This window comes from Bacillus safensis FO-36b (assembly GCF_000691165.1).
GTDB classification, from domain to species: Bacteria; Bacillota; Bacilli; order Bacillales; family Bacillaceae; genus Bacillus; species Bacillus safensis.
Genome location: NZ_ASJD01000001.1, coordinates 562,277 through 584,737 on the forward strand (window position 1 = coordinate 562,277; position 22,461 = coordinate 584,737).

Annotated in this window: 21 protein-coding genes and 1 other annotated feature; of the genes, 17 read left to right on the forward strand and 4 right to left on the reverse strand. The window is 41.6% G+C overall.

What is annotated here, in order from left to right:
• Positions 1-95 precede the first annotated feature (95 nt).
• From gndA to BA81_RS02945, 8 genes are all read left to right on the forward strand, one after another.
• Positions 96-1,505, forward strand: coding sequence for an NADP-dependent phosphogluconate dehydrogenase (gndA, locus tag BA81_RS02910; protein WP_034280291.1), 1,410 nt, complete (start codon positions 96-98; stop codon positions 1,503-1,505).
• 116 nt (positions 1,506-1,621) lie between these two features.
• The gene (locus tag BA81_RS02915; RefSeq protein WP_034280777.1) at positions 1,622-2,470 is read left to right on the forward strand and encodes a GRP family sugar transporter; all 849 of its coding nucleotides are present in this window, start codon (positions 1,622-1,624) and stop codon (positions 2,468-2,470) included.
• A 12-nt stretch (positions 2,471-2,482) separates the two neighbouring features.
• Positions 2,483-3,268, forward strand: coding sequence for a glucose 1-dehydrogenase (locus BA81_RS02920; protein ID WP_034280292.1), 786 nt, complete (start codon positions 2,483-2,485; stop codon positions 3,266-3,268).
• A 319-nt stretch (positions 3,269-3,587) separates the two neighbouring features.
• Positions 3,588-3,899 (forward strand): PTS sugar transporter subunit IIB, encoded by a 312-nt coding sequence (locus BA81_RS02925; RefSeq protein ID WP_024422905.1) that lies wholly within the window; start codon positions 3,588-3,590, stop codon positions 3,897-3,899.
• A 3-nt stretch (positions 3,900-3,902) separates the two neighbouring features.
• A complete protein-coding gene (locus tag BA81_RS02930) occupies positions 3,903-4,235 on the forward strand; it encodes a PTS sugar transporter subunit IIA (protein WP_034280297.1) in 333 nt (110 codons plus the stop codon).
• Positions 4,236-4,260: 25 nt separating this feature from the next.
• Positions 4,261-5,607, forward strand: coding sequence for a PTS cellobiose transporter subunit IIC (gene celB, locus BA81_RS02935; protein ID WP_034280299.1), 1,347 nt, complete (start codon positions 4,261-4,263; stop codon positions 5,605-5,607).
• Positions 5,591-6,997 carry a glycoside hydrolase family 1 protein gene (locus BA81_RS02940; RefSeq protein ID WP_034280300.1) on the forward strand — a complete coding sequence of 469 codons (1,407 nt, stop codon included), beginning with the start codon at positions 5,591-5,593 and terminating at the stop codon, positions 6,995-6,997. The genes celB and BA81_RS02940 overlap by 17 nt, the downstream gene beginning before the upstream one ends.
• A gap of 189 nt (positions 6,998-7,186) precedes the next feature.
• Positions 7,187-7,909, forward strand: a complete 723-nt coding sequence (locus BA81_RS02945) for a GntR family transcriptional regulator (protein WP_034280302.1) — start codon at positions 7,187-7,189, stop codon at positions 7,907-7,909.
• Between the two features lie 47 nt (positions 7,910-7,956).
• Here BA81_RS02945 and zwf read toward each other — a convergent pair whose 3' ends face one another.
• Positions 7,957-9,432, reverse strand: a complete 1,476-nt coding sequence (gene zwf, locus BA81_RS02950) for a glucose-6-phosphate dehydrogenase (RefSeq protein ID WP_034280304.1) — start codon at positions 9,430-9,432, stop codon at positions 7,957-7,959.
• 221 nt (positions 9,433-9,653) lie between these two features.
• Here zwf and rnz point away from each other — a divergent pair, with 221 nt between their 5' ends.
• Positions 9,654-10,583 (forward strand): ribonuclease Z, encoded by a 930-nt coding sequence (gene rnz / locus BA81_RS02955; protein WP_034280306.1) that lies wholly within the window; start codon positions 9,654-9,656, stop codon positions 10,581-10,583.
• Positions 10,584-10,722: 139 nt separating this feature from the next.
• Positions 10,723-12,030, forward strand: coding sequence for an aspartate aminotransferase type Ic (locus BA81_RS02960; RefSeq protein ID WP_034280307.1), 1,308 nt, complete (start codon positions 10,723-10,725; stop codon positions 12,028-12,030).
• Between the two features lie 46 nt (positions 12,031-12,076).
• Here the strand turns inward: BA81_RS02960 and BA81_RS02965 are convergent, their stop codons facing one another.
• On the reverse strand, positions 12,077-12,841 hold the full coding sequence (locus tag BA81_RS02965; RefSeq protein WP_034280309.1) for an alpha/beta fold hydrolase: 765 nt from the start codon (positions 12,839-12,841) through the stop codon (positions 12,077-12,079).
• A 120-nt stretch (positions 12,842-12,961) separates the two neighbouring features.
• A complete protein-coding gene (gene namA, locus BA81_RS02970; RefSeq protein WP_080701151.1) occupies positions 12,962-13,978 on the reverse strand; it encodes an NADPH dehydrogenase NamA in 1,017 nt (338 codons plus the stop codon).
• Positions 13,979-14,118: 140 nt separating this feature from the next.
• On the opposite strand from namA, the gene BA81_RS02975 reads away from it, so the two are divergent.
• The 5 genes from BA81_RS02975 (at position 14,119) to BA81_RS19530 (ending at position 19,369) form a co-directional block, all read left to right on the forward strand.
• A complete protein-coding gene (locus tag BA81_RS02975) occupies positions 14,119-15,735 on the forward strand; it encodes a M20/M25/M40 family metallo-hydrolase (protein WP_034280312.1) in 1,617 nt (538 codons plus the stop codon).
• 364 nt (positions 15,736-16,099) lie between these two features.
• The gene (locus tag BA81_RS02980) at positions 16,100-17,449 is read left to right on the forward strand and encodes a coproporphyrinogen-III oxidase family protein (protein WP_034280314.1); all 1,350 of its coding nucleotides are present in this window, start codon (positions 16,100-16,102) and stop codon (positions 17,447-17,449) included.
• Positions 17,449-18,705, forward strand: a complete 1,257-nt coding sequence (locus BA81_RS02985; protein WP_034280316.1) for an MFS transporter — start codon at positions 17,449-17,451, stop codon at positions 18,703-18,705. Before BA81_RS02980 ends, BA81_RS02985 begins: the two co-directional genes overlap by 1 nt.
• Before the next feature lie 19 nt (positions 18,706-18,724).
• The gene (locus tag BA81_RS02990) at positions 18,725-19,213 is read left to right on the forward strand and encodes a DinB family protein (RefSeq protein WP_034280318.1); all 489 of its coding nucleotides are present in this window, start codon (positions 18,725-18,727) and stop codon (positions 19,211-19,213) included.
• A gap of 12 nt (positions 19,214-19,225) precedes the next feature.
• A complete protein-coding gene (locus tag BA81_RS19530; protein ID WP_155267113.1) occupies positions 19,226-19,369 on the forward strand; it encodes a hypothetical protein in 144 nt (47 codons plus the stop codon).
• Between the two features lie 50 nt (positions 19,370-19,419).
• Here BA81_RS19530 and proC read toward each other — a convergent pair whose 3' ends face one another.
• Positions 19,420-20,247 (reverse strand): pyrroline-5-carboxylate reductase, encoded by an 828-nt coding sequence (proC, locus tag BA81_RS02995; RefSeq protein WP_034280320.1) that lies wholly within the window; start codon positions 20,245-20,247, stop codon positions 19,420-19,422.
• Between the two features lie 41 nt (positions 20,248-20,288).
• Positions 20,289-20,500, reverse strand: a binding site (T-box leader).
• 168 nt (positions 20,501-20,668) lie between these two features.
• Between proC and BA81_RS03000 the strand changes: the two genes are divergently transcribed.
• A complete protein-coding gene (locus BA81_RS03000; RefSeq protein WP_034280322.1) occupies positions 20,669-21,619 on the forward strand; it encodes an MBL fold metallo-hydrolase in 951 nt (316 codons plus the stop codon).
• Between the two features lie 12 nt (positions 21,620-21,631).
• Positions 21,632-22,408, forward strand: a complete 777-nt coding sequence (locus BA81_RS03005) for an SDR family NAD(P)-dependent oxidoreductase (RefSeq protein ID WP_034280324.1) — start codon at positions 21,632-21,634, stop codon at positions 22,406-22,408.
• The last annotated feature ends 53 nt before the right edge of the window (positions 22,409-22,461 follow it).

Genomic DNA, 22,461 nt, shown 5'->3' on the forward strand with positions numbered 1-22,461 from the left:
GAAAACTTGATAAAAGAGGTGATGTTGTGGTAATTTCAAAGGGTACATCATTTCAGCAGTAATCAATATAGTGTGTTAGAAGGGACGTCAGAATTATGTCAAAACAACAAATCGGTGTGGTTGGACTAGCCGTTATGGGGAAAAACCTTGCCCTCAATATTGAAAGCCGCGGTTTCTCCGTATCCGTTTATAACAGATCTAGCAGCAAAACAGAAGAGTTTCTTCAAGAAGCAGAAGGAAAAAACGTTGTTGGCACATACAGCATCGAAGAATTTGTTCAGTCGCTTGAAACACCGCGTAAAATTCTTTTAATGGTAAAAGCTGGTGCAGCAACAGATGCAACCATTCAATCATTACTTCCTCACCTAGAGAAAGGTGACATTTTAATTGATGGTGGAAATACATATTACAAGGATACACAAAGACGTAACCAAGAGCTTGCAGAGAGTGGTATTCACTTCATTGGTACAGGTGTTTCCGGCGGTGAAGAAGGCGCGCTAAAAGGCCCTTCCATCATGCCAGGCGGTCAAAAAGAAGCGCATGAGCTAGTGAAACCAATCTTAGAAGCGATCTCTGCGAAAGTAGATGGCGAGCCTTGTACAACGTATATCGGCCCAGATGGAGCAGGACATTATGTCAAAATGGTTCATAACGGTATCGAGTACGGAGATATGCAATTGATCTCTGAATCATACTTTATCTTGAAGCATGTTGCTGGTTTGTCAGCAGCGGAGCTTCATGAAGTATTCTCAGAGTGGAATAAAGGCGAGCTTGACAGCTATTTAATCGAAATTACAGCTGACATTTTCACAAAAGTGGATGAAGAAACAAACCAGCCGCTTGTGGATGTGATCTTAGATAAAGCTGGTCAAAAAGGAACTGGAAAATGGACAAGCAAAAGCTCACTTGATCTAGGTGTCCCGCTTCCAATCATTACTGAGTCTGTTTTTGCGCGCTACATTTCTGCAATGAAAGATGAGCGTGTGGAAGCAAGTCAATTGATCGAAGGTCCTGAGCCAGCGCAATCAGCTGAGAATAAACAAGAGCTGATCGAAGCGGTTAGAAAAGCCCTATTCATGAGTAAAATCTGCTCTTACGCACAAGGCTTTGCGCAAATGAAAGCAGCGTCTGATGAATATAACTGGGATTTAAAATACGGTGAAATTGCGATGATCTTCCGCGGCGGATGTATCATTCGTGCAGCCTTCTTACAACAAATTAAAGAAGCATATGACCGTAATCCTGAACTGAAAAACCTATTGCTTGATCCATACTTTAAGGATATTGCTCAAAACTATCAATCATCACTTCGTAAAGTCATTTCACTTGCAGTGGAACAAGGAGTTCCTGTTCCTTCATTCTCAAGTGCACTTGCTTACTTTGATAGCTATCGCACAGCTGTCCTTCCAGCGAATTTAATTCAAGCACAGCGTGACTATTTCGGTGCACATACGTATGAGCGCACAGATAAAGAAGGCGTATTCCATACTGAATGGATGAAATAAATAGAGAACGACTGAAAAACCTTACCTTTGGTAAGGTTTTTTTGTTTGCATCTTTTCGGCTAAAAATGTGAAAAAGAGGGATGCTATGTAAAAAAGACAAGAAAGTAGGGATAGAAGTGGGCATTTTATATGCACTTCTCCCAGCGATATTTTGGGGAAGTATTGTTCTCATCAGTGTCAAACTAGGCGGGAATGCGTATCAGCAAACCCTCGGCATTACGCTCGGCGCATTTTTATTTTCGATTGCAGCGTTTTTCATCAAAATGCCAGAGCTGACACCGCTTATTTTTGCGGTTTCCGTCATTTCAGGCATCTTCTGGAGTATTGGACAAATGAATCAGCTTTCAAGTGTTGCTTTTCTCGGTGTATCTAAAGCGGTTCCTTTATCAACGGGCATGCAGCTTGTGAGCACAACGCTATTTGGTGTCATGGTCTTCAAAGAATGGCAGACGATGACGGTCATACTCATTGGTTCTTGCGCCATTTTACTGATCATTGCAGGTGTTGTGATGACATCGCTCGGTCAAAAAAAGAATGGCGGCGGGGATGGCAGAGGCAATTTTAAAAAAGGGATCATTATTCTGCTCATCTCAACCGTTGGCTACGTCGGATATGTCGTTATTTTAAGATGGTTTGATATTGATGGCTGGTCTGCACTTGTCCCGCAATCCGTCGGCATGCTGCTTTCATCCTTAGCGATTAGTTTAAAGCAGGACCCATTTAGTAAATATACGTTTAGAAATATCATTGCCGGTCTTGTTTGGTCAACAGGAAATCTTGGTCTGCTTTTGGCCATTCCATTAATCGGCGTAGCCGTAAGCTTTTCGATGTCACAAACAGGGATTGTTATCTCAACACTAGGCGGCATTTACTTATTAAAAGAGAAAGCATCTAGAACAAGCTTTGTCATTGCAGGCTGCTTGATGATTATTGCAGGCGGTGTACTGCTAGGCTTTACAAAATAGGAGGTTACACGAATGTATCCAGATTTAGAAGGAAAAACAGTTCTGATAACAGGTGCAGGTACAGGGATTGGTCAAGCGATGGCCCGCCGATTTGGACAAGAAAAAGCCAATGTGGTGATCAATTACTTCTCCGATAAAGAAAATCCGGATGAAACCATTGCAGATATTCAAAAACATGGCGGACAGGCTGTGAAAATCAAGGGAGACGTATCAAAGGAAGAGGATATGCAGGCGATGATTGATAAAGCTGTTGATACATTTGGCAGTCTTGATGTGATGATCAATAACGCAGGCATTGAAAATGAAGTACCCTCTACAGAAATGACGCTGGATAATTGGAACAAAGTAATGTCTACCAATTTAACAGGCATGTTTCTAGGGTGCCGTGATGCACTGAAGTATATGACAGACCATGGGATAGAAGGCTCGATCATTAATATGTCGTCGGTTCATCAGCAAATTCCTTGGCCTCATTTTGTCCATTATGCAGCTAGTAAAGGAGGCGCAAAGCTTTTGACAGAAACATTGGCGCTTGAATATGCCCCTAAAAAAATCCGTGTAAACAGTATTGCACCAGGCGCCATTGATACCCCGATTAATGCGGAGAAATTCGATGATCCAGCATTGAAAAAAGGCGTGATTGAGCTGATTCCAATCGGCTATATTGGAAAGCCGGAAGAAGTGGCAGCATGTGCTGTCTGGCTGGCATCAAAAGAGGCGAGCTATGTCACAGGCCTGACGTTATATGTAGACGGCGGCATGACAAAGTATCCTGGGTTCCAGGCAGGAAAAGGATAAGACAATGAAGACAAATCAGCGTGTAGACAAACCCTCGCATTCGGTGTCAGGTCTGCGCTCCGGTGCTCACGAATGTCAAATTCGCTCCGCTCCTGTGCTCGTCCTTCCTAGGGCTGCAAAGGTTTTCTATCAGGCTGAAAAGAAGACAAAGGGCTAAAATCAAGCATTTTAGCCCTTTGTCAACAATCTGAACGAGCGTACAATACGCTCTTTTTTTATATTAAATACAGACAAATGAAATTAAATGTCTAGACATTTAAAAATAAAAATATATAATATTAATTGGAAGCGCTTTTATTACAACAATGGGGTGAGAGAAATGAAACGTATTTTATTAGCATGCAGTTCGGGAATGTCTACGAGTTTACTAGTGACAAAGATGAAAGCACATGCCGATTCAATTGGGGACGAAGCAGAAATTTGGGCAGTTGGTCAAGATCAAGCAAAAAAAGAAATGGCGAATGCAGATGTTGTGTTAATCGGACCGCAAATGAGCTTTTTAAAAGGAGACCTCCAAAAAGAAGCAACAAAATACGGGATTGAGGTAGAGGTCATTGATATGCAGGCATACGGGCTTGCCGATGGACAAAAAGCGTATGAACAGGCACTTACATTGATGGGGGAATCTTAAAGGATGGAAAAGAAAACACTCGAAGGGCTCACGGAGGAACAAGTGAGCTTTCAATTGATCTTACACAGCGGGAATGCACGCAGCAAATTGCTTCAGGCTCTAAAACAATATCGAGAAGGTCTAGAAGAAGAAGCTTTTGATCTTATGAAAGAAGCGGAAGAAGATTTACGGCTTGCACATGACATCCATTTTCAACTCGTGCAGAAAGAGGCAGGCGGAGAAAGGGCATCCTTTTCCTTACTGCTCATGCACGCTGAAGATCACTTAATGTCGACCATTACCATCAAGGAGCTTGTGGGAGAGCTCCTGCCGATATTCCAATCGCTTAAACAATAAAGGGTGTAAACAAGGGGGGAAACCAATGTTTGATAAAATAAGTGCCATTTTGGTTCCGATTGCTGGGAGATTGAACAACAACCGCTATTTAGGCGTTTTACGTGATGCCTTTATGCTTGCGTTCCCGCTCACCATCTTTGGTTCCATTATGGTTGTGCTGATGAATTTGCCATTTTTAGATAAAATCATGAGTAAAACCGTACTGGAAGGCGTCCAGTCTGCACTGAATATCGCACCGAGTGCGACCATCAGCATTATGAGTGTGTTTGTTGTATTTGGGATCGGCTACTATTTATCAAAAAGCTATGATGTAGAAGCTGTCTTTGGCGGCGTGATTGCTTTAGCCTCTTTCTTGCTTCTAACTCCGTTTTTACTAGAACAAGAAGGCGGTGCAACGATTGCAGGCGTTATCCCAGTTGATCGTTTAGGTGCAAAGGGAATGTTCCTAGGAATGATCACAGGCTTTTTGTCTGCTGAAATTTATCGTTATTTTGTCCAGAAGAAATTTGTGATCAATATGCCGCAAGGGGTTCCGCCAGCTGTTTCCAAGTCTTTTGCTGCACTGATCCCGGCTACTTTGACACTTACAACCTTTTTGTTTATTAATATCATCATTACACAAGGCTTCAAAACAAATATGCATGATTTGATTTATCATGCCATTCAGGCGCCGCTTGTCGGTCTTGGAAGCGGTATCATTCCGACGTTGATCGCTGTTTTCTTTATACAAATTCTTTGGTTCTTTGGGCTCCATGGCCAAATTATTATTAACTCTGTCATGGATCCGATTTGGAATACATTGTCCATACAAAACCTAGAAAGCTATACAAAAACAGGTGAGGTTCCTAATATCATCAGCAAGCAGTTTATTGAAATTTATACGGTTGGAATGGGTGGAACCGGTATGACGCTTGCTGTTGTGTTTACGATTTTAATTTTCCTGAAAAGTAAGCAATTAAAACAAGTAGCCAAGCTGGGCTTAGGACCAGGATTATTTAACGTCAATGAACCGATTATCTTCGGTTTACCGATTGTCATGAATCCGCTTATTCTCATTCCGTGGATTTTGGCGCCAATGGTCATTACATGTATTACTTATTTTGCGATGGCATCAGGCATTGTACCGCCGCCGACAGGCGTGAATATCCCATGGACAGTACCGATCTTTATTAGCGGAATGATGGCAACAAATTCATTAGCGGGCGGTCTGCTTCAGCTGTTTAACCTGATGATTGTGTTTGTCATTTGGTTCCCGTTCCTGAAATTTATTGACCGTATGAATGTGAAAAATGAAAAAATAACGACAACAGAAAAAACGAAGGCAGCAAATATCAAAGGCGAAGGAGACTCAATACATGTCGATGGAAACTAACAAGCAATCATATACATTCCCAGAAGGTTTCTGGTGGGGATCTTCTGCTTCTGCGACGCAAACAGAAGGGAGCGTCCCCGGCGATGGAAAGGGACCGAACATTTGGGATCATTGGTTTGAACAAGAGCCGACTCGTTTTTTTGATGGCGTAGGGCCGGACGTGACATCTCAATTTTATCGAAAATATAAAGAGGATATCCGTCTCATGAAAGAAATTGGCCACAATTCATTTCGGCTGTCGATTTCATGGTCACGCCTCTTACCTGAAGGAACAGGTGCCGTCAATGAAGAAGCGGTGTCTTTTTACAATGATGTGATCAATGAACTGATTGCACATGATATCGAGCCATTTGTGAACCTATACCATTTCGATATGCCAATGGCGCTTCAGGAGAAGGGCGGCTGGGTGAACAGACAGGTGGTCGACGACTATGTCAGCTATGCGGCATTATGCTTCCAATTATTTGGTGACCGGGTGAAAAAATGGTTTACCCATAACGAACCGATTGTGCCTGTAGAAGGCGGATATATGTATAGCTTTCATTATCCAAACGAAGTCGATTTCCAAAAGGCTGTACAGGTCGGTTTTCATGAACTTTTATCAAATGCGAAGGCGATTGCGGCTTATAAAAAGCTGCAGCAAGGCGGTAAGATTGGCATCATCCTAAACCTGACTCCTTCGTACCCGCGAAGCCAGCATCCGCGCGATGTAGAAGCAGCAGAGATGGCCGATGCTTTCTTTAACCGTTCCTTCTTAGATCCTGCGGTGAAGGGGCATTTCCCGGAAAAGCTAGTAGAAGTCTTAAAGAAAGAAGGCTTTATGCCAAGTATGGAAGAAGGGGACCTTGAGCTCATTCGAGAGAATACGATTGATCTTCTTGGCATCAACTATTATCAGCCAAGAAGAGTGAAAGCGAAAGAGCATATGCCGCACCCTCAAGCACCATTTATGCCGAACCATTATTTTGATTCTTTTGAGATGCCGGGAAGAAAAATGAATGTGTATCGAGGCTGGGAAATCTATGAAAAGGGCATTTATGACATATTGAAAAAAGTCCAAACAGACTATGATAATATTGAATGTTTTATTTCTGAAAATGGCATGGGTGTCGAAGGAGAAGAGCGGTTTAAGGATGAAGAAGGAATGATTCATGACGATTACCGCATTGACTTTATTTCTGAGCATCTCAAATGGGTTCATCGAGCCATTCAAGAAGGAAGCAATGTGAAAGGCTATCATCTATGGACCTTTATGGACAACTGGTCCTGGTCGAATGCATATAAAAATCGTTATGGATTTGTCTCAGTCGATCTTCAAAAAGACGGGAAACGAACGATTAAGAAAAGCGGATACTGGTTTCAATCCGTTTCAAAGAATAACGGCTTTTAATCAAAATACTTGCTCTTTCCTTGAAAAGAGCAGGTATTTTTCCTATGTGACGGGAAGTGGATGAAACAAAAATGGCTGGCACCTTTTAAGCTCACATCCCTTAGTGTAAAATGAGAGGAAGGCTAAAAAACGCCATATTTCCTTCTAGAATAAAGCGCTATGAAAAAACAAGTCAGTTGGTGGTGTGAGATGAAGAAGTATGAACTCATTTCAGAAGAAATCAGAAAACGAATAGGAACAGCATATTATCCAGAAGATCAACCCATTCCAGATGAAAACTCGCTTGCCGCCGAATTTCAATGCAGCAGAATGACAATGAAACGTGCGCTCGATCTTCTCGTTGCAGAAGGTCTGCTCTTTAGAAAAAGAGGCCACGGTACATTTATTGTAAAGGCAGCGCTCAATCAAGGGGCAATCAATGTATCAGGCCATGAAAATAAAGGGTTCACAAAAGTCATGGCAGATAAAAACGTCACGACTCAAATCATTCATTTTGATGTCCATTTTCCAAGCGAAGAGGTGGCAGCCCATCTATCTATTGACTCAACCACACCTATTTATGATATCATCCGGCTCCGTCTTGTGGATGAAGAGCCTTATGTATTAGAAAAAACGTTTATGCCTGTTAATCTCATTAAGGGCATAGATGAAAAAGTTCTACTGGGTTCTATCTATGGCTACATTTCAAATCAGCTTCATTTAAAAATAGCAGGAGCGCACAAGAAAATTAGAGCGGCTAAATCAGATCAGCTGGATCAGCAGTATTTAGGGTGTGACCCCACAGATCCTGTGCTTGAAGTCGAGCAGGTTGCTTATTTAAACGCAGGGCAGCCGTTTGAATATTCATTTAGCCATCATCGCTATGATAAATTTGACTTTTCAACGGTTGAAATAACAAAAACAGGACGTTAAAAAAAGAGCAGAACCCCCAAGGGAGACTGCTCTTTTTTCATATGATTTTATATATTCCACCAATGGTATCCATCTTTTTCTAGAAGCTCATCAGCTTCTTTCGGTCCCATAGAACCAGCAGGATAGTTTGGTTTTAATGTTTTGCTTTCTGCCCATTTCTCAGAAATCGGATCAACAAAGTTCCAAGAAAGTGCCACCTCGTCCCAGTGAGCAAAGTTTGTTGCATCGCCTAGCAAGCAGTCATGAATCAGCTTTTCATATGCTTCTGGTGTATTCATGATGTCGTTATAGTTTGTTTGGTAGTCAAGCTTAATCGGTTTCGCATATGTGCCGCCATCCAGCTTGCGAGCATTTAAGTGAAGGGTGATGCCTTCATCTGGCTGAATATGAATGACGAGTAAGTTTGGATGCATGGCATTTCCGTTTCCATAGTACAGGTTCATTGGAATGTCTTTAAATTGAACCACGATTTGAGTAGATTTCTTTTCTAACCGTTTTCCTGTTCGAATGTAAAATGGCACCCCGGCCCATCTAAAGTTATCAATCAGCAGTTTCCCTGCCACAAATGTTTCTGTGTTTGAGTTCGGGTCAACATTTTGCTCTTCCAGATAAGAAGGAACGACATTGCCATTCATCGTACCAGTATCATACTGACCGCGGACAAAGAATTGATCGACCTCATCTTTAGAGAAAGGACGAAGAGCGCGCAGTGCTTTCCGTTTTTCGCTGCGGATTTCCTCTGTATTCAGTTTAATTGGCGGCTCCATTGCTAAAAGGGCAACCATTTGAAGCATATGGTTTTGGACCATATCTCTTAGTGCACCAGAATTTTCGTAATATCGAGCCCGGTCTTCAACCCCTAAGGATTCACTGGATGTAATTTGAATGTTTGAAATATAGCGGTTTGTCCAAAGTGGTTCAAAGATGGCATTTGCAAAGCGGATGACTTCAATGTTTTGAACCATTTGTTTACCAAGGTAGTGGTCAATACGATAAATTTGATCTTCTGTGAATGCATCACGAATTTCTTCATTTAATGTTTTGGCACTTGGCAGATCGTGCCCAAATGGCTTTTCAATGACAAGTCGTGACCAGCCGGTTGTTTCTGATACGCCCTCACTCTTTAGGAACTTCGCAATCGTTCCGAAAAATTCCGGTGCCATAGCTAAATAGAACATGCGGTTATTTGGAATACTGTACGTATCTTCAAGGCCTGTTAAAAGCGTGTTTAGCGATTGATAGGAAGCAGGGCTTGATACGTCAAAATCGTGATAATAGAAATGTGAAATGAATTCCTCTGTTTTCGCTTCTGCATCATCAGAAGAAACAGATTCCTTTACCACAGCTCTGAGGTCCTCATGAGACCACGGGCGGCGTCCAACTCCGACAACAGCGAATTGATCACCTAGCTTTCCGCTATGGTAAAGTCTATGTATAGAAGGGTAGAGCTTGCGTTTGGCAAGGTCTCCTGTTGCGCCAAAAATGACAATGACTGCTTTAGGGTTGTTAGTTTCTGTATTCACGAGAAGTACCTCACTTTATTCGTAGCATTGTTGTAAAAACCGAGAATGTATGTACATTTTCTTTATTTTAAAGCTTCATTGTTCGTAAAGCAAACATTTGATTCGACTTTTTCTGCTCTCGTTTCACTTTTTTCAATAATTCCGTTGAATTCACATTTACCTTGTCTTCATGTATTCTATATGAATGAAGATATTGTATACCGGCTTTAGGAGGAAAAGTAATGGAACTGCTCTTTTTAGGAACAGGTGCAGGCATACCTGCAAAAACAAGAAACGTCACTTGCACAGCGCTAAAGCTTTTAGAAGAAAGAAATGCAGTGTGGCTTTTTGATTGCGGAGAAGCAACGCAGCATCAAATCTTACATACAACGATTAAACCGAGAAAGATCGAGAAAATATTTATCACACATATGCACGGTGATCATGTATATGGCCTTCCGGGACTCCTTGGCAGCAGATCCTTTCAAGGCGGGGAGGATGAATTGACGATCTATGGACCAAAGGGCATCAAGGCCTTTGTGAACGCAGCACTTTCAGCTACACAAACGCATTTGACATATCCGCTGCATATCATAGAAATAGATGAAGGGATCGTCTTTGAAGATGATACCTTTCAAGTAGAAGCAAGAAGAGTCTCTCACGGGATTCCAGCTTACGGCTATCGGGTTGTGGAAAAAGATATGCCTGGTTCATTAAAAGCCGAAGACCTAAAAGAAATCGGTGTAAAACCTGGACCTTTGTATCAGAAGTTGAAAAATGGGGAAACCGTGACACTCGAAGATGGAAGAACCATTGATGGAACCGATTATTTGGAACCCCCTAAAAAAGGGAGAATCGTTGCATTTTCAGGAGATACCCGTTTGTGCGAGAATATAACAAGGCTTGCCAAAAATGCGGATGTGTTAGTCCATGAAGCAACATTCGGTAAAGAAGATGCAGATTTAGCCTACAATTATTATCACAGTACAACAGAACAAGCAGCGAAAACAGCACAGGAAGCAGGCGCAAAAAGGCTCATTTTGACCCATATAAGTGCACGTTACCAAGGAGAAGAGGCACTGAAACAACTGTTGAAAGAAGCGCGCGATATATTCCCGCTGACAGAAGCTGCACATGATTTCTCTTCTTTCCCCATTGAACGCACCCTGTAAAAATTGGATGAATCGTCAAAAAAAGTTGTGTGATTTTTTTGATATTTATGATGACGCTCTTTTTCAGGTAGTGGTAAAATGGTGAAGAAAAAACAAATGACGAATTAAACTATGAAGAATACGGGAGGCACAATCAAAGATGAGCGGTTTTACAGCATTAAGTGAAGCAGAATTGAATGACCTATATGTGGCACTACAAAATGAGTATGAAACTTACAAAAGTAAAAACTTGCACTTAGACATGTCTAGAGGGAAGCCTTCACCAAAACAGCTCGATTTATCTATGGGCATGCTCGATGTTGTGACATCAAAGGATGCAATGACAGCTGAAGATGGCACAGATGTGCGAAACTATGGCGGCTTGACAGGCCTTCCTGAAACGAAGACATTTTTTGCAGAAGTACTCAATTTAAAGCCAGAACAAATCATCATCGGCGGTAATTCTAGCCTGAATATGATGCATGATACCATTGCACGTGCGATGACTCACGGCGTATGTGACAGCAAAACTCCTTGGGGAGAGCTGCCAAAGGTAAAATTCCTTGCACCAAGCCCAGGGTATGACCGTCATTTTGCCATTTGTGAGCTATTTAACATAGAGATGATCACGGTCGATATGAAGGCTGATGGACCTGATATGGATCAGGTAGAAAAATTGGTCGCAGAAGATGAAGCGATTAAAGGCATTTGGTGTGTACCGAAATATAGCAATCCAGACGGCATTACGTATTCAGATGAAGTCGTTGACCGCCTAGCTTCAATGAAAACAAAAGCAGACGACTTCCGCATTTTTTGGGATGATGCATATGCAGTCCACCATCTAACGGATACACCTGATACGTTAAAAGATATTTTTCAAGCAATTGAAGAGGCAGGATACCCGAACCGTGTGTTTATGTTTGCGTCTACGTCTAAAATTACATTCCCAGGCTCAGGTGTTGCACTGATGGCGTCTAGCCCTGACAATGTGAGCTTCACTCAAAAGCAATTATCGATTCAAACGATCGGACCAGACAAAATCAATCAACTAAGACATCTACGTTTCTTCCAAAATCCAGAAGGTTTGAAGGAACATATGAAAAAGCATGCGGCGATCATTAAGCCAAAATTTGACCTCGTTCTTTCCATTCTTGACGAAAAACTTGGCGGGAAAGACATCGCTGAATGGCACAAGCCAAATGGCGGATATTTCATTAGTTTAAATACACTTGATCATTGTGCAAAAGCTGTTGTGCAAAAAGCAAAAGAAGCAGGTGTCACAATGACAGGTGCAGGTGCAACATATCCATATGGAAAAGATCCGCTTGATCGCAACATTCGCATTGCACCAACATTCCCGGCTCTTGAAGAACTAGAGCAAGCGATTGACATCTTTACATTATGTGTTCAGCTTGTCAGCATTGAAAAGCTGCTTTCTGAAAAAAGTCAATCTGCTCCAACGGCATAAATAGAAGAAACTCCTTGACTCATAACGGGTCAAGGAGTTTTTTATTTTAATTAGCAGTTTGGTAATAGGAGACAGGTTGTTTGGCTGCGCACCATACATCATAGATAGCAAGCTGTACAATATGCGGTTCATCATGATGAATATAGTGCGAGCTGTTTTGCGCCTGAATCCATCCGCTTTGGGATGACAAAGACAGCATGCGTTTATGAAGTCTGAGCCAAGCTTCATGAGCTGGGTGAAACAATCGGCTCTTACCTGATGAAATGACAAGAAGCGGCATCATTCCATAATGAGTTTGCTCCTCTTTCATTGTGCTTAGCATTTGCTGAAAGTCCTCATGCGTACATTCTGCTGTAAACTGCGCCATATATGAAGTGCGTTCTTCCTTTGATAAAAGCGGCAGGATCACCTGCTCTTGCTCCTCGCTTGCTGGGTCTAACAGCACCATGCCAATGACATCATCTCCTCTGCGGCTTGCCCATAACCGGCTGACAAGAGAGCCAAATGAGTGAGCGACAATAAGAAATGGCGGCTGAATATTGGCTTCTTTCAGCAGCGCATCTAAATCATCAGCGAGGTCATGCAAGGTTCTTCCTTCACCGCTCTCACTGCTCTTTCCATTTCCTAAACGGTCGTATAAGAAAACCCCAAGCTCTGGGTCAATATCACGTGCCATATTCGACCACGTATCACTAGAAATGCCGTAGCCTGCTTCAAAGATAATCGTGGCTTGCCTTTTGCCTTGACGATGTTTTGTATAAAAGTGGTGTCCATCTATATGATACATTTTTTCAATCATTACCGAATTCATTCTTCCATCTCCTCTAAGCAGTTCTTTAGCTAAAAGACGGCACAAAAGGCAGATATGTTTCTCTTAAAAACAAAAAAGATGCCTATTTCGAAAAATAGACACCTTTTTTCCTAAGAGCTTTTACCAAGCGCGATCATATTGACGCGGGCTTTCGATGGATGTACGGAGCTCTTGAGCAGCTGTTTTTGGGAAGTATGGATCCCGTAAAAACTCTCTGCCAATAAAGATCAAATCCGCACGCTGATTTTGTAAAATCTCCTCTGCCTGTACACCAGACGTGATGAGACCGACAGCAGCTGTTTGAATGCCGGCACCTTCTTTTATTTTCTCTGCGAACGTGACTTGGTAGCCGGGGAATGTATTGATTTTCGCCTGTACGACAGCACCTGAGCTGACATCGATTAAGTCGACACCTTGCTCTTTGAGCCAAGTGGCAATCCCAATATAATCTGCAATATTAAGTCCTTTTGTCGTGTAATCAGAAGCCGACACACGGACAAATAAAGGTCCGTCCCATACGGTATTGACTGCATCTACGACTTCTCTTAAGAAACGATAACGGTTCTCTGGTGAACCGCCATAGTCGTCTGTTCGGTGGTTCGCCAGCGGTGAAAGAAATTCATTGATCAAATAGCCATGTGCACCATGAATTTCAATGATGTCAAAACCCGCTTTTTTTGCCCGTACAGCTGCATCCTGAAACGCCTGAACGGTATCTTTGATTTGGTCAACAGACATCTCGACAGGGGTTTTAGATGTTTCATCAAATGGGATGCTTGATGGTGCAAGAATGTCTCCATCAAGTTCAGCCTTACGTCCTGCATGGGCTAGCTGGATGGCTGTCTTCGTTCCGTATGCTTTGATTTGTTCGTTTAATGAAGCGAAACCTTCAATGTGCTCATCGCTCCAAATACCGAGGTCTTGATCACTAATTCTTCCCTCGGGAGATACAGCGCTGGCTTCCACCATGATGAGGCCAGCCTGACCTTGTGCACGGGAAATATAATGTGTGAAGTGGAAAGGCTGTAATTTCCCATCACGGTCATAGGATGAATACATACACATCGGGGACATCACGATGCGGTTTTTCAGTGTAACACCTTTTAATGTCCAAGGTGAAAAGAGTTTTGTTTCCAAATACCTTCGCCTCCTCATGGAATTGTATAGCCGATTATAACAGCCATTCAAACTTTCGTCATAAAAGGTGCTCAAAGAATATAGCTTTTATACACGTTTTTGTATAATGGAGAGATAGAGACATCAAAGGGGGAGAACGGATGAAATGGCAAAAAGAGAGTGAACTAAAGGAGCTCCTGACAGCTCTTATGCAGTATGAAAGTATATCAGGTACAACAGGAGAAGTCGCGTTAGCGGAATATTTATATTATTTGCTGAGGGAGCGGCCTTATTTTGAGCAGAACCCTGATCATTTGGCTTTGCATCCGATGAAAGATGGCCGGTATTATTTAACGGCCCTTGTGAAGCGAAGTACGCTGCAGCGTACCGTGCTGCTTCTTAGTCACTTTGATGTAGTCGATACAGAAGATTACGGCGAATTTCAAAACATGGCATGCAAGCCTGAAGAGTTAATGACTTCCTTTTCGCAAAAAAGTGAGCTTCTTCCAAAGAGGGCAAGAGAGGACCTTGCTTCAGGCGACTGGCTGTTTGGAAGAGGGGCCATGGATATGAAAGCAGGTCTCACCGTACAGCTTTCTATGCTGGAAAGAGCGATGACAGGAACATTTGATGGAAATGTCCTGCTCGTCACAGTTCCTGATGAGGAAGTAAATTCACAAGGAATGCTTGAGGCTGTGCCGAAATTAAAAGAGCTTAAAGAAAAACATGATCTTGACTATACCGCGTGTTTAAACAGTGAGCCGATGTTTGAAAAGTATCCAGGGGATGAACATCATTATATGTATACAGGCAGTATAGGAAAGGTATTAGCCGGATTTTTCTGTAAAGGGATCGAAACGCATGTAGGAGAGCCTTTCTCAGGCTTAAATGCGAATTTTATGGTATCTGAACTAAACCGGCTGTTAGAGCTCAATAGTGACTATTGTGAGGAAGTAGATGGTGAAGTAACGCCGCCTCCAACGAACTTAATGCAAAAGGACTTGAAAGAAGCCTATTCCGTTCAAACACCTCACACAGCCGTATCTTTATTTAATGTGCTCATGATGAAACGTTCAAGTGAAGAACTGCACGGACTTCTCAATGAAACTGCGAAACAAGCAGCAGACCAAATCGAGGCAAATCTTCGGCAGAAAACAGCTGACTTTCAGCGCTTTAAACACTTTACACCAATAGACACTCAGGTGACGGTTCTCACATATCACGAGCTGTATCAAAAAGCCGCAGATCGCTCTGGTGAACAGGAAGTCGAGCGCATTGTCAACTATGCATTCGCCAACCGAGGTGAACTTGGAGATCGTGATTTTTCAACGAAAATTGTCTCGGAGCTGACGACACTATGTAAGGAAGAAGGACCGCTGATTGTTCTATTTTATAGTCCGCCATTTTACCCTTCGGTGTCCTCAACAGAAGATACGCATATTCAGAAGACATTCAAGAAGATTCAAAAAGAGGCAAAAGAGGTATATGGACTTGAAGTAGAGGAAGTGAAATATTTCCCGGGATTGTCTGATTTAAGTTACTTACAGCTCGAAAAGCAGGAAGTAGGTCATTATACAACCAATATGCCGCTTTACCAAAAAGGCTATTCTTTACCGCAAGGAGAAAAGGAAGCCCTTTACGTTCCAGTCATCAACGTAGGTCCACTAGGAAAGGACCCGCACAAATGGACAGAGCGGCTGCACGTCCCGTTCTCTTTTGGCATTTTGCCAGAATTATTAGAATCAACGATTCATGCTTTATTAGAGAAAAGTAAGTAGATGTAATGAAGAGCCCTATCTTAATGATAGGGCTTTTGGTTGTGAATGTTCAGTCTATATTTTCATGGTTATACCAAAAGTTTCATACGTAAATTGTATATAAAACAATAGTCCTTACAAAAAATAGTGAAAATGATTGAAATATTCAGAAAAGTCTATTATAATCAATTATGTAATTAAGTTACAATTTATCTAATTAAAAGGAGGTGATGAAAATGAAGCGTAACGAGTGGATTGCAATCTAATGAATAGAATCAATACTTACTGAAAAGAGTGTTTCGCAGAGAAGTGATTTTTTTAGCTTCTCTGTGAATTTGTATGTGGGATAAAAATAGACGAGAGTTGGGTGAGAGAATTGTCAAATATGAAAAGTTATTATGATGAGCATCCGTCTTTATGGAATTTTCTTTATCCTTTTTTTGGCCAAGCGAGCCAAGAAGGAGCACAATCTCGTGTGACAGAATTCATTCAGAAAGAACGAACATTTCAAAAAGGGAAAAACGCTTTATATTTACATATCCCTTTCTGCGATACGATCTGTTCGTTTTGTCCTTTTATTAAATCTACGAAATATGAGCCCATTATCGGAAAGTATATAGATGCTTTAATCAATGAGATGCGTATCTTATCCCAATCCCCTAATATCCAAAAAATGACGTTTGATGTGGTGTTCGTTGGTGGAGGTACTCCTTCCATAATGCCCCCAGAACTAATCTATCGACTTTCGACCGCTATAAAAGAAAATTTCTCATTATCTGCTGATTATGAATGGACATTTGAATGTGAAGCAAAAACAGCTACACCAGAAAGAGTGGCTGCTATGGCTGAAGGTGGAGCCAACAGAGGGAGCTTTGGTGTCCAAACATTAAATGAACACTATCGGAAAATGTTCAACTTAACGGCTAGTTTTGATCAAATCTCTCAGACTGTGGACTTAATGAAACGTCATTTCCAATCTTATAACATTGATTTGCTTTATCAGCTGCCTGGACAAACGAAAGAAGAGATGATAGAGGACATAAATGGAGTGATGTCATTAGGAAGCACAAGTATTGATACGTATCCACTAGAATATATTGCTTGTTCGAAGGGATGGTTATCAAAAATTAACAAAGGCAAGGTGCCAATGCCGCCAAATCCTAAAGAAAAATTTGAGTTTAGTGATACATTATATCGTCATTTAAAAAAGAATGGCTGGCATCAAAATTATGTGTATACGTTTATGGCTCCAGAGCATCAGAATAAACGTTTTCAATATGGCGAAGTGATTTACGGGGGATATGAAGATCAATATATTGGTTTGGGAACAGGAGCGATCTCCTACATGCAAGGCATGATATGGTCAAATGAAGGAAATACGCAAAAGTATATCGAAAGCCTGACGAATCAAGAATTACCTATTGTTAAATCTAGAGAATATCATGCTTTTGATAGAAGACTCGTCTTCTTCCCTAAAACAATGAAAATAGAAAAAACGCATCTCAATCGAATGCCAAAGCGTGAGGAAATCTATCGTAAACTACAACTACTCATAATGAAAGGAGTAGTTGAAGAAGCGGAGCAATATTTTGTAATCAAAGAAGAAGCGAAGCCATGGTATCCAGCGATCTTAGTTGATCTTATCCCAGAAAAAGAGAGAGAAAATTATGATCAAGCCGTGGAGTTTATGCAAAAAGAGTTAGGTTGGTACGAGTCGACTGAGGTGCTCCTCTAATGATTTCAAAGAAAGAAACGACATCTCTTTTCAAAGATCAAAATTTTGTCTGTTTCTTTATTGGGCAAAACTTATCTGCTTTTGGAGATTGGTTTAGAACGATAGCGACGATTGGTTTAATTTATGAACTTACTGGGAAAGCGACCCATCTAAGCATTCTATTTATTTGTTCCATGCTCCCTCTCATTTTAACATCCATGCTTTTGAGCCCAATTATAGATAAGTTTTCTTACAAAAAAGTTGTGATATTCGCAGATGTGGCACGTTTTATCATTGGACTGGGGTTTGTTTTAGTTGTCACAATGAATGTTACACCGTTTATCCTTTATTTATTATTAGCGTTAAATGGTGCTTTCTCTGGTATATATCTGCCTGCTCGTTCATCTATGATACCTGAAATCCTTGATAAGGAGCAGCTTTCTAAGGGGAATAGTATACTGGCCACATCTTTTAGCGCATCGATGCTCATTGCGACAGGATTAGGCGGGTTGGTGACAGAAATTTGGTCAATTTCCACAATTTATTTAGTAGATGCGCTGACATTTTTATTATCAGCTATGCTGTTAATTCCAATTAAAGCGAAAGAAGCGTCTGAAAAAAAAGAGTATGTGTCATATGTTCAAAGTTTTAAAGAAGGAATTAAAGAAATCAAGGGATCACCCAAAATTCAAAGCGCCATATGGATATTGATGTCAAGAGAGTTTGCTTTAAGCATCGTTTATGTTTTATTTAGTCTGTATATTTTAGAAGTGGCAAGAGAAGGGAATTTTGGCTTGGGGCTTGGTCATACAATTAGTGGACTAGGGCAAATTATCGGTGGACTTACACTTGCAGCGTACTTCAAAAAAGTGAAATTCTCCTTTCAATTTTATAAAAGGTGGTCTACATTAGCGGTTATATTGCTTGCGATATTACATGCATTGTCGTATCAACAAACGACTTTTATTGGATTTTTGATTGTTGTTTTATTAGCCAATCTATTATATAGCCCAATCGAAGTTTTGTATTCTACTAATATTATGACATATGCAAGCAGTCATTTAAGAGCCCGTGTGTTTTCAGCAGGTCTTGCATTATCACGCATATTTTATATTAGTGGGTTTATCCTCATGGCATTTATCGGAGATTTGATTCCTATACATGTCATCGCTATAGGGATGGCAGGGCTTGTGATAGTAGCAGGTTTGATGAACAGCTTACTGCTACTAAAAGGAAAGCATCAAGATAAATCAAAAGTAGAAATGCATTCACTGTAAAGGAGACGTTGATTGCGTAATGGAAACTGGGAAATTAACAAAAACAGACATCATCACATCGCTTCAGGAAAGTATGAGTGAACTAGAGAAAATAGTGAAGGCTTGTGATGATTACACACTGGATCAATCTTTGGGGGAGGGGAAGTGGTCAATTAAGCAGCTCGCCGGGCATTTGTATGACACAGAAGAAGTCTGGTCAGAGCGGATAGAGCAAGCGATATCAGATGATCACACGCCCTTTCAATCGTATGATCCTGAAATATACGTGAAAGAAAGAGCGTATGAATGGTATAACGCTGACGATATCAAAGCATTGATCAAACGGATGAAAGAGAGAAGAAACAACACGCTTCGGCTATTAGAAAAAGATATTTGGGAACAATCAGGCCTGCATCCGGAAGAAGGAGTGATGACCGTCCAAATATTAGCTGAAACTATCGCTTTACATGAACAACATCATCTGGATCAAATCAAAGCCATCATGTCAATGAGTGAATCACCTACATGAGGAGGTGCTAAAGTGAAGCATCAAGAATTATTAGTTGATGTGAATTTTTATCAGGCACGTGATTCTTTATTAGAACAAGCCATTTCTAGTAAAGAACAGAAAGAACCGAAGTGTGAATCACGCAATTCACACCCAGTGGCCAGCGAGAAAAAATAGAGGGTCATATGTGAAAAAGCACCTGTCATCAAAACAGGTGCTTTTCAATTTCATTTATACGTGCTTGCTGAAAACATTTCGTTTAATTCTGCTGCGCGTTTAGTGGCTGTTTTGACACAATCGACAACGGCTTCTTCAAATTGATAGGCAGCCAGTGTGTTCAGGCCGGCTTCTGTTGTACCGCCTTCACTTGTAATTTCTTTGCGCAGTTGGGCAGGCTCTTTTCCGCTGTCTTGAAGCATATTGGCGGCGCCTGCAATCATTTGGCAAATGAGTAATTTCGCAGTTGCTTGGTCCATTCCAAGTTCCGAAGCTCCTCGCTCCATTCCTTCAATCAAATGATAAATGAAGGCTGGGCCGCTGCCTGCGATGGCTGTCACAGCATTTAGCTGCGATTCATCTAATACTGTGACATGCCCGATTGTTTCAAACAGCTCGACTGCTGTTTTCTTTTGCTCCTCTGTCACTTCATGACTTACGGCAATACCTGTTGCTGACTGCTGAATCGCCGCTGATGTATTTGGCATCGCACGAACGACTGCTGTCTTTCCGCCAGCATAGTGTTGAATCGTTTCAATGGAAATACCAGCTAAAATAGAAATGATCAGCTGTCCATGTAAATGAGGACGGACTTCAGAAATTCCGCTTTCTGCATCCTTCGGTTTTAAGGCAAAAACGAGAATATCCGCTTCTTCATAAATAAAGGACCGAGCGAAATCCGTTTTGACCCCATAACGTACCTGTAATTCTTCTAATCGTTTTTCATTCGTTTTGTTTGTAACAATGATATCTTCATGCGACATCATTCCGCTTTTTAATAAACCTTTGATCATAGACTCTGCCATTGAGCCTGCACCGATAAATCCAATTTTACTCATAAGCTGCTCCTCCTTGTAGAAAATAAAAAAACCTCTCGCCTGAAAAGGACGAAAGGTTTTTCGCGGTACCACCCTCAATTAGCATGCAAACCTGCATACTCAGCTCTAGTCCCTTAACGCGGGAAACGTTTAGGTTTGCCTAACAGCTCAAAGGGCAGGTTCAGCAAATAAGAGGATGGTGAAGTCTTTCAGCCGGCGGACCTCACTCTCTTGCATCGTTATTTTGCTTACTAATCCTTATCATCGCGCATCATATATTTGTTGTTCATTATGCAACGATGGACAAGTTTATGTCAATAGGGCAGTTTAAAAAATTGCCCATCTAAACCGCATGACAGTCTGCCTTTTGCAAGATACAATGAAGTATGAAGGCTTAAGTACCCACAATCATGAGTCAAAAAGCAGGAGATGACGTATAAAAGTGAAAGAAAACATCATTCAATTATCCATCCCGACGCCGTTTGCCGTTGGGGATGTGCATGCATATGTATTAAAAGGAGAGGCCGTCACCTTAGTAGATTGCGGTCCGATGACAGAAGAGGCAGAGCATGCTTTTGTCACGCAATTAAAGGAACATCGTTTATCGATAGACGATATTGATCAAGTGGTGCTGACCCATCATCATGCAGATCATGTCGGTCTGTTAAATCTGATGAAACCTCATGTCCGTGTGATCGGACACCAGCTAAATGAGCCGTATATTAGTCAGGATCCAGTCTTTAAGCAGCGCCAAGTGGACTTTATGATTCCTTTTTTTCAGCAGTTAGGTGTCCCGCTTCGGCAAAATGAGTGTGAAAAAATGGTGAAGCAATCTTATACATATTCTTGTACTTCACATGTAGATGAGATCATTAAAGAAGGTGATCGTTTAAGCGGGCATGAACACTTCCTTGTGATGGAAACACCCGGACACGCACAATCTCATCTTTCTTTTTTAGATGAAAGAACGGGGAATTTTATTGGCGGCGACCTGCTTTTGACGACCATTTCTTCAAATCCGTTAATGGAAGCACCATATGAAGGCGAGGAACGTCAAAAATCACTGCTTCAATATAAAGCATCACTCAATCGGTTATTGCGTCTGCCAATCAAGACGATTTATCCAGGACACGGTCAGCTCATCACGTCCCACCATGAATTGATTGAAGAAAGATTTAAGAAACAAGAGAAACGAGCAAATACGATGTATCAGCTGCTTAAACAAAAAGAAATGACGGCCTTTCATCTTTGCCGCAAGTTATTTCCAGTGATGTATGAAGAGGCCTTGTTTTTAACGATGTCAGAGACAGTCGGTCAGCTGGATGTGCTCTTAGAGGCTGGGCAAATTGAAGAAATGCCAAAAGACGGAATCGTCTATTACAGAGCAAACTAAGGAGTGAAACGCATGGGGCGATTGACAGGAAAAAGGGTTTGGATTACTGGCGCATCTGGGGGCATTGGTGAAAAAATGGCGTACTTGGCAGCAGAAGAAGGCGCAGAGATCATTATTTCAGCAAGACGAGTGGAAAAGCTTACTAGTGTGAAAGAAAAAATTATGAGTGCTGGCGGGGTGTGTCACATCGCTCAGCTTGATGTCAGCCAGCTTGAGGACATTGATCGCGCGTATGAAGAAGTGGGGCCGGTCGATATTTTGGTCAACAATGCCGGCTTTGGCGTATTCGATCTCGTCGAAGATGCCTCCATAGAGGAAATGGTGTCGATGTTTGAGGTGAATGTGTTTGGCTTAATCGCCTGCACGAAAAAGGTCATCCCTGAGATGAAACAAAGAGGGCAGGGACATATTATCAATATCGCATCCCAGGCAGGAAAGATTGCAACACCCAAATCAGCTATTTATTCCGCATCAAAGCATGCCGTTCTTGGATTTTCAAACAGCCTCAGAATGGAGCTGGCAGACTCAGGCATTCACGTGACGACAGTCAACCCAGGACCAATTGCCACAGACTTCTTTACCATCGCTGACCGCAGCGGTGAATATGTGAAGAACGTTGATTTTATGATGCTGAGTGCGGACAAGGTGGCAGGGAAGGTCGTATCTGCCATGATGACGAAAAAGAGAGAGATTAATCTGCCCGGCTGGATGAACGCTGGCAGCAAATTGTATCAGTTATTCCCATTTTTATTTGAAAAAGCAGCAAGAAAAGCGATGATGAAAAAGTAACAAAAAAGAAACCGGTTTTGAACTGGTTTCTTTTTTTGAGGTAAGGCTTCATT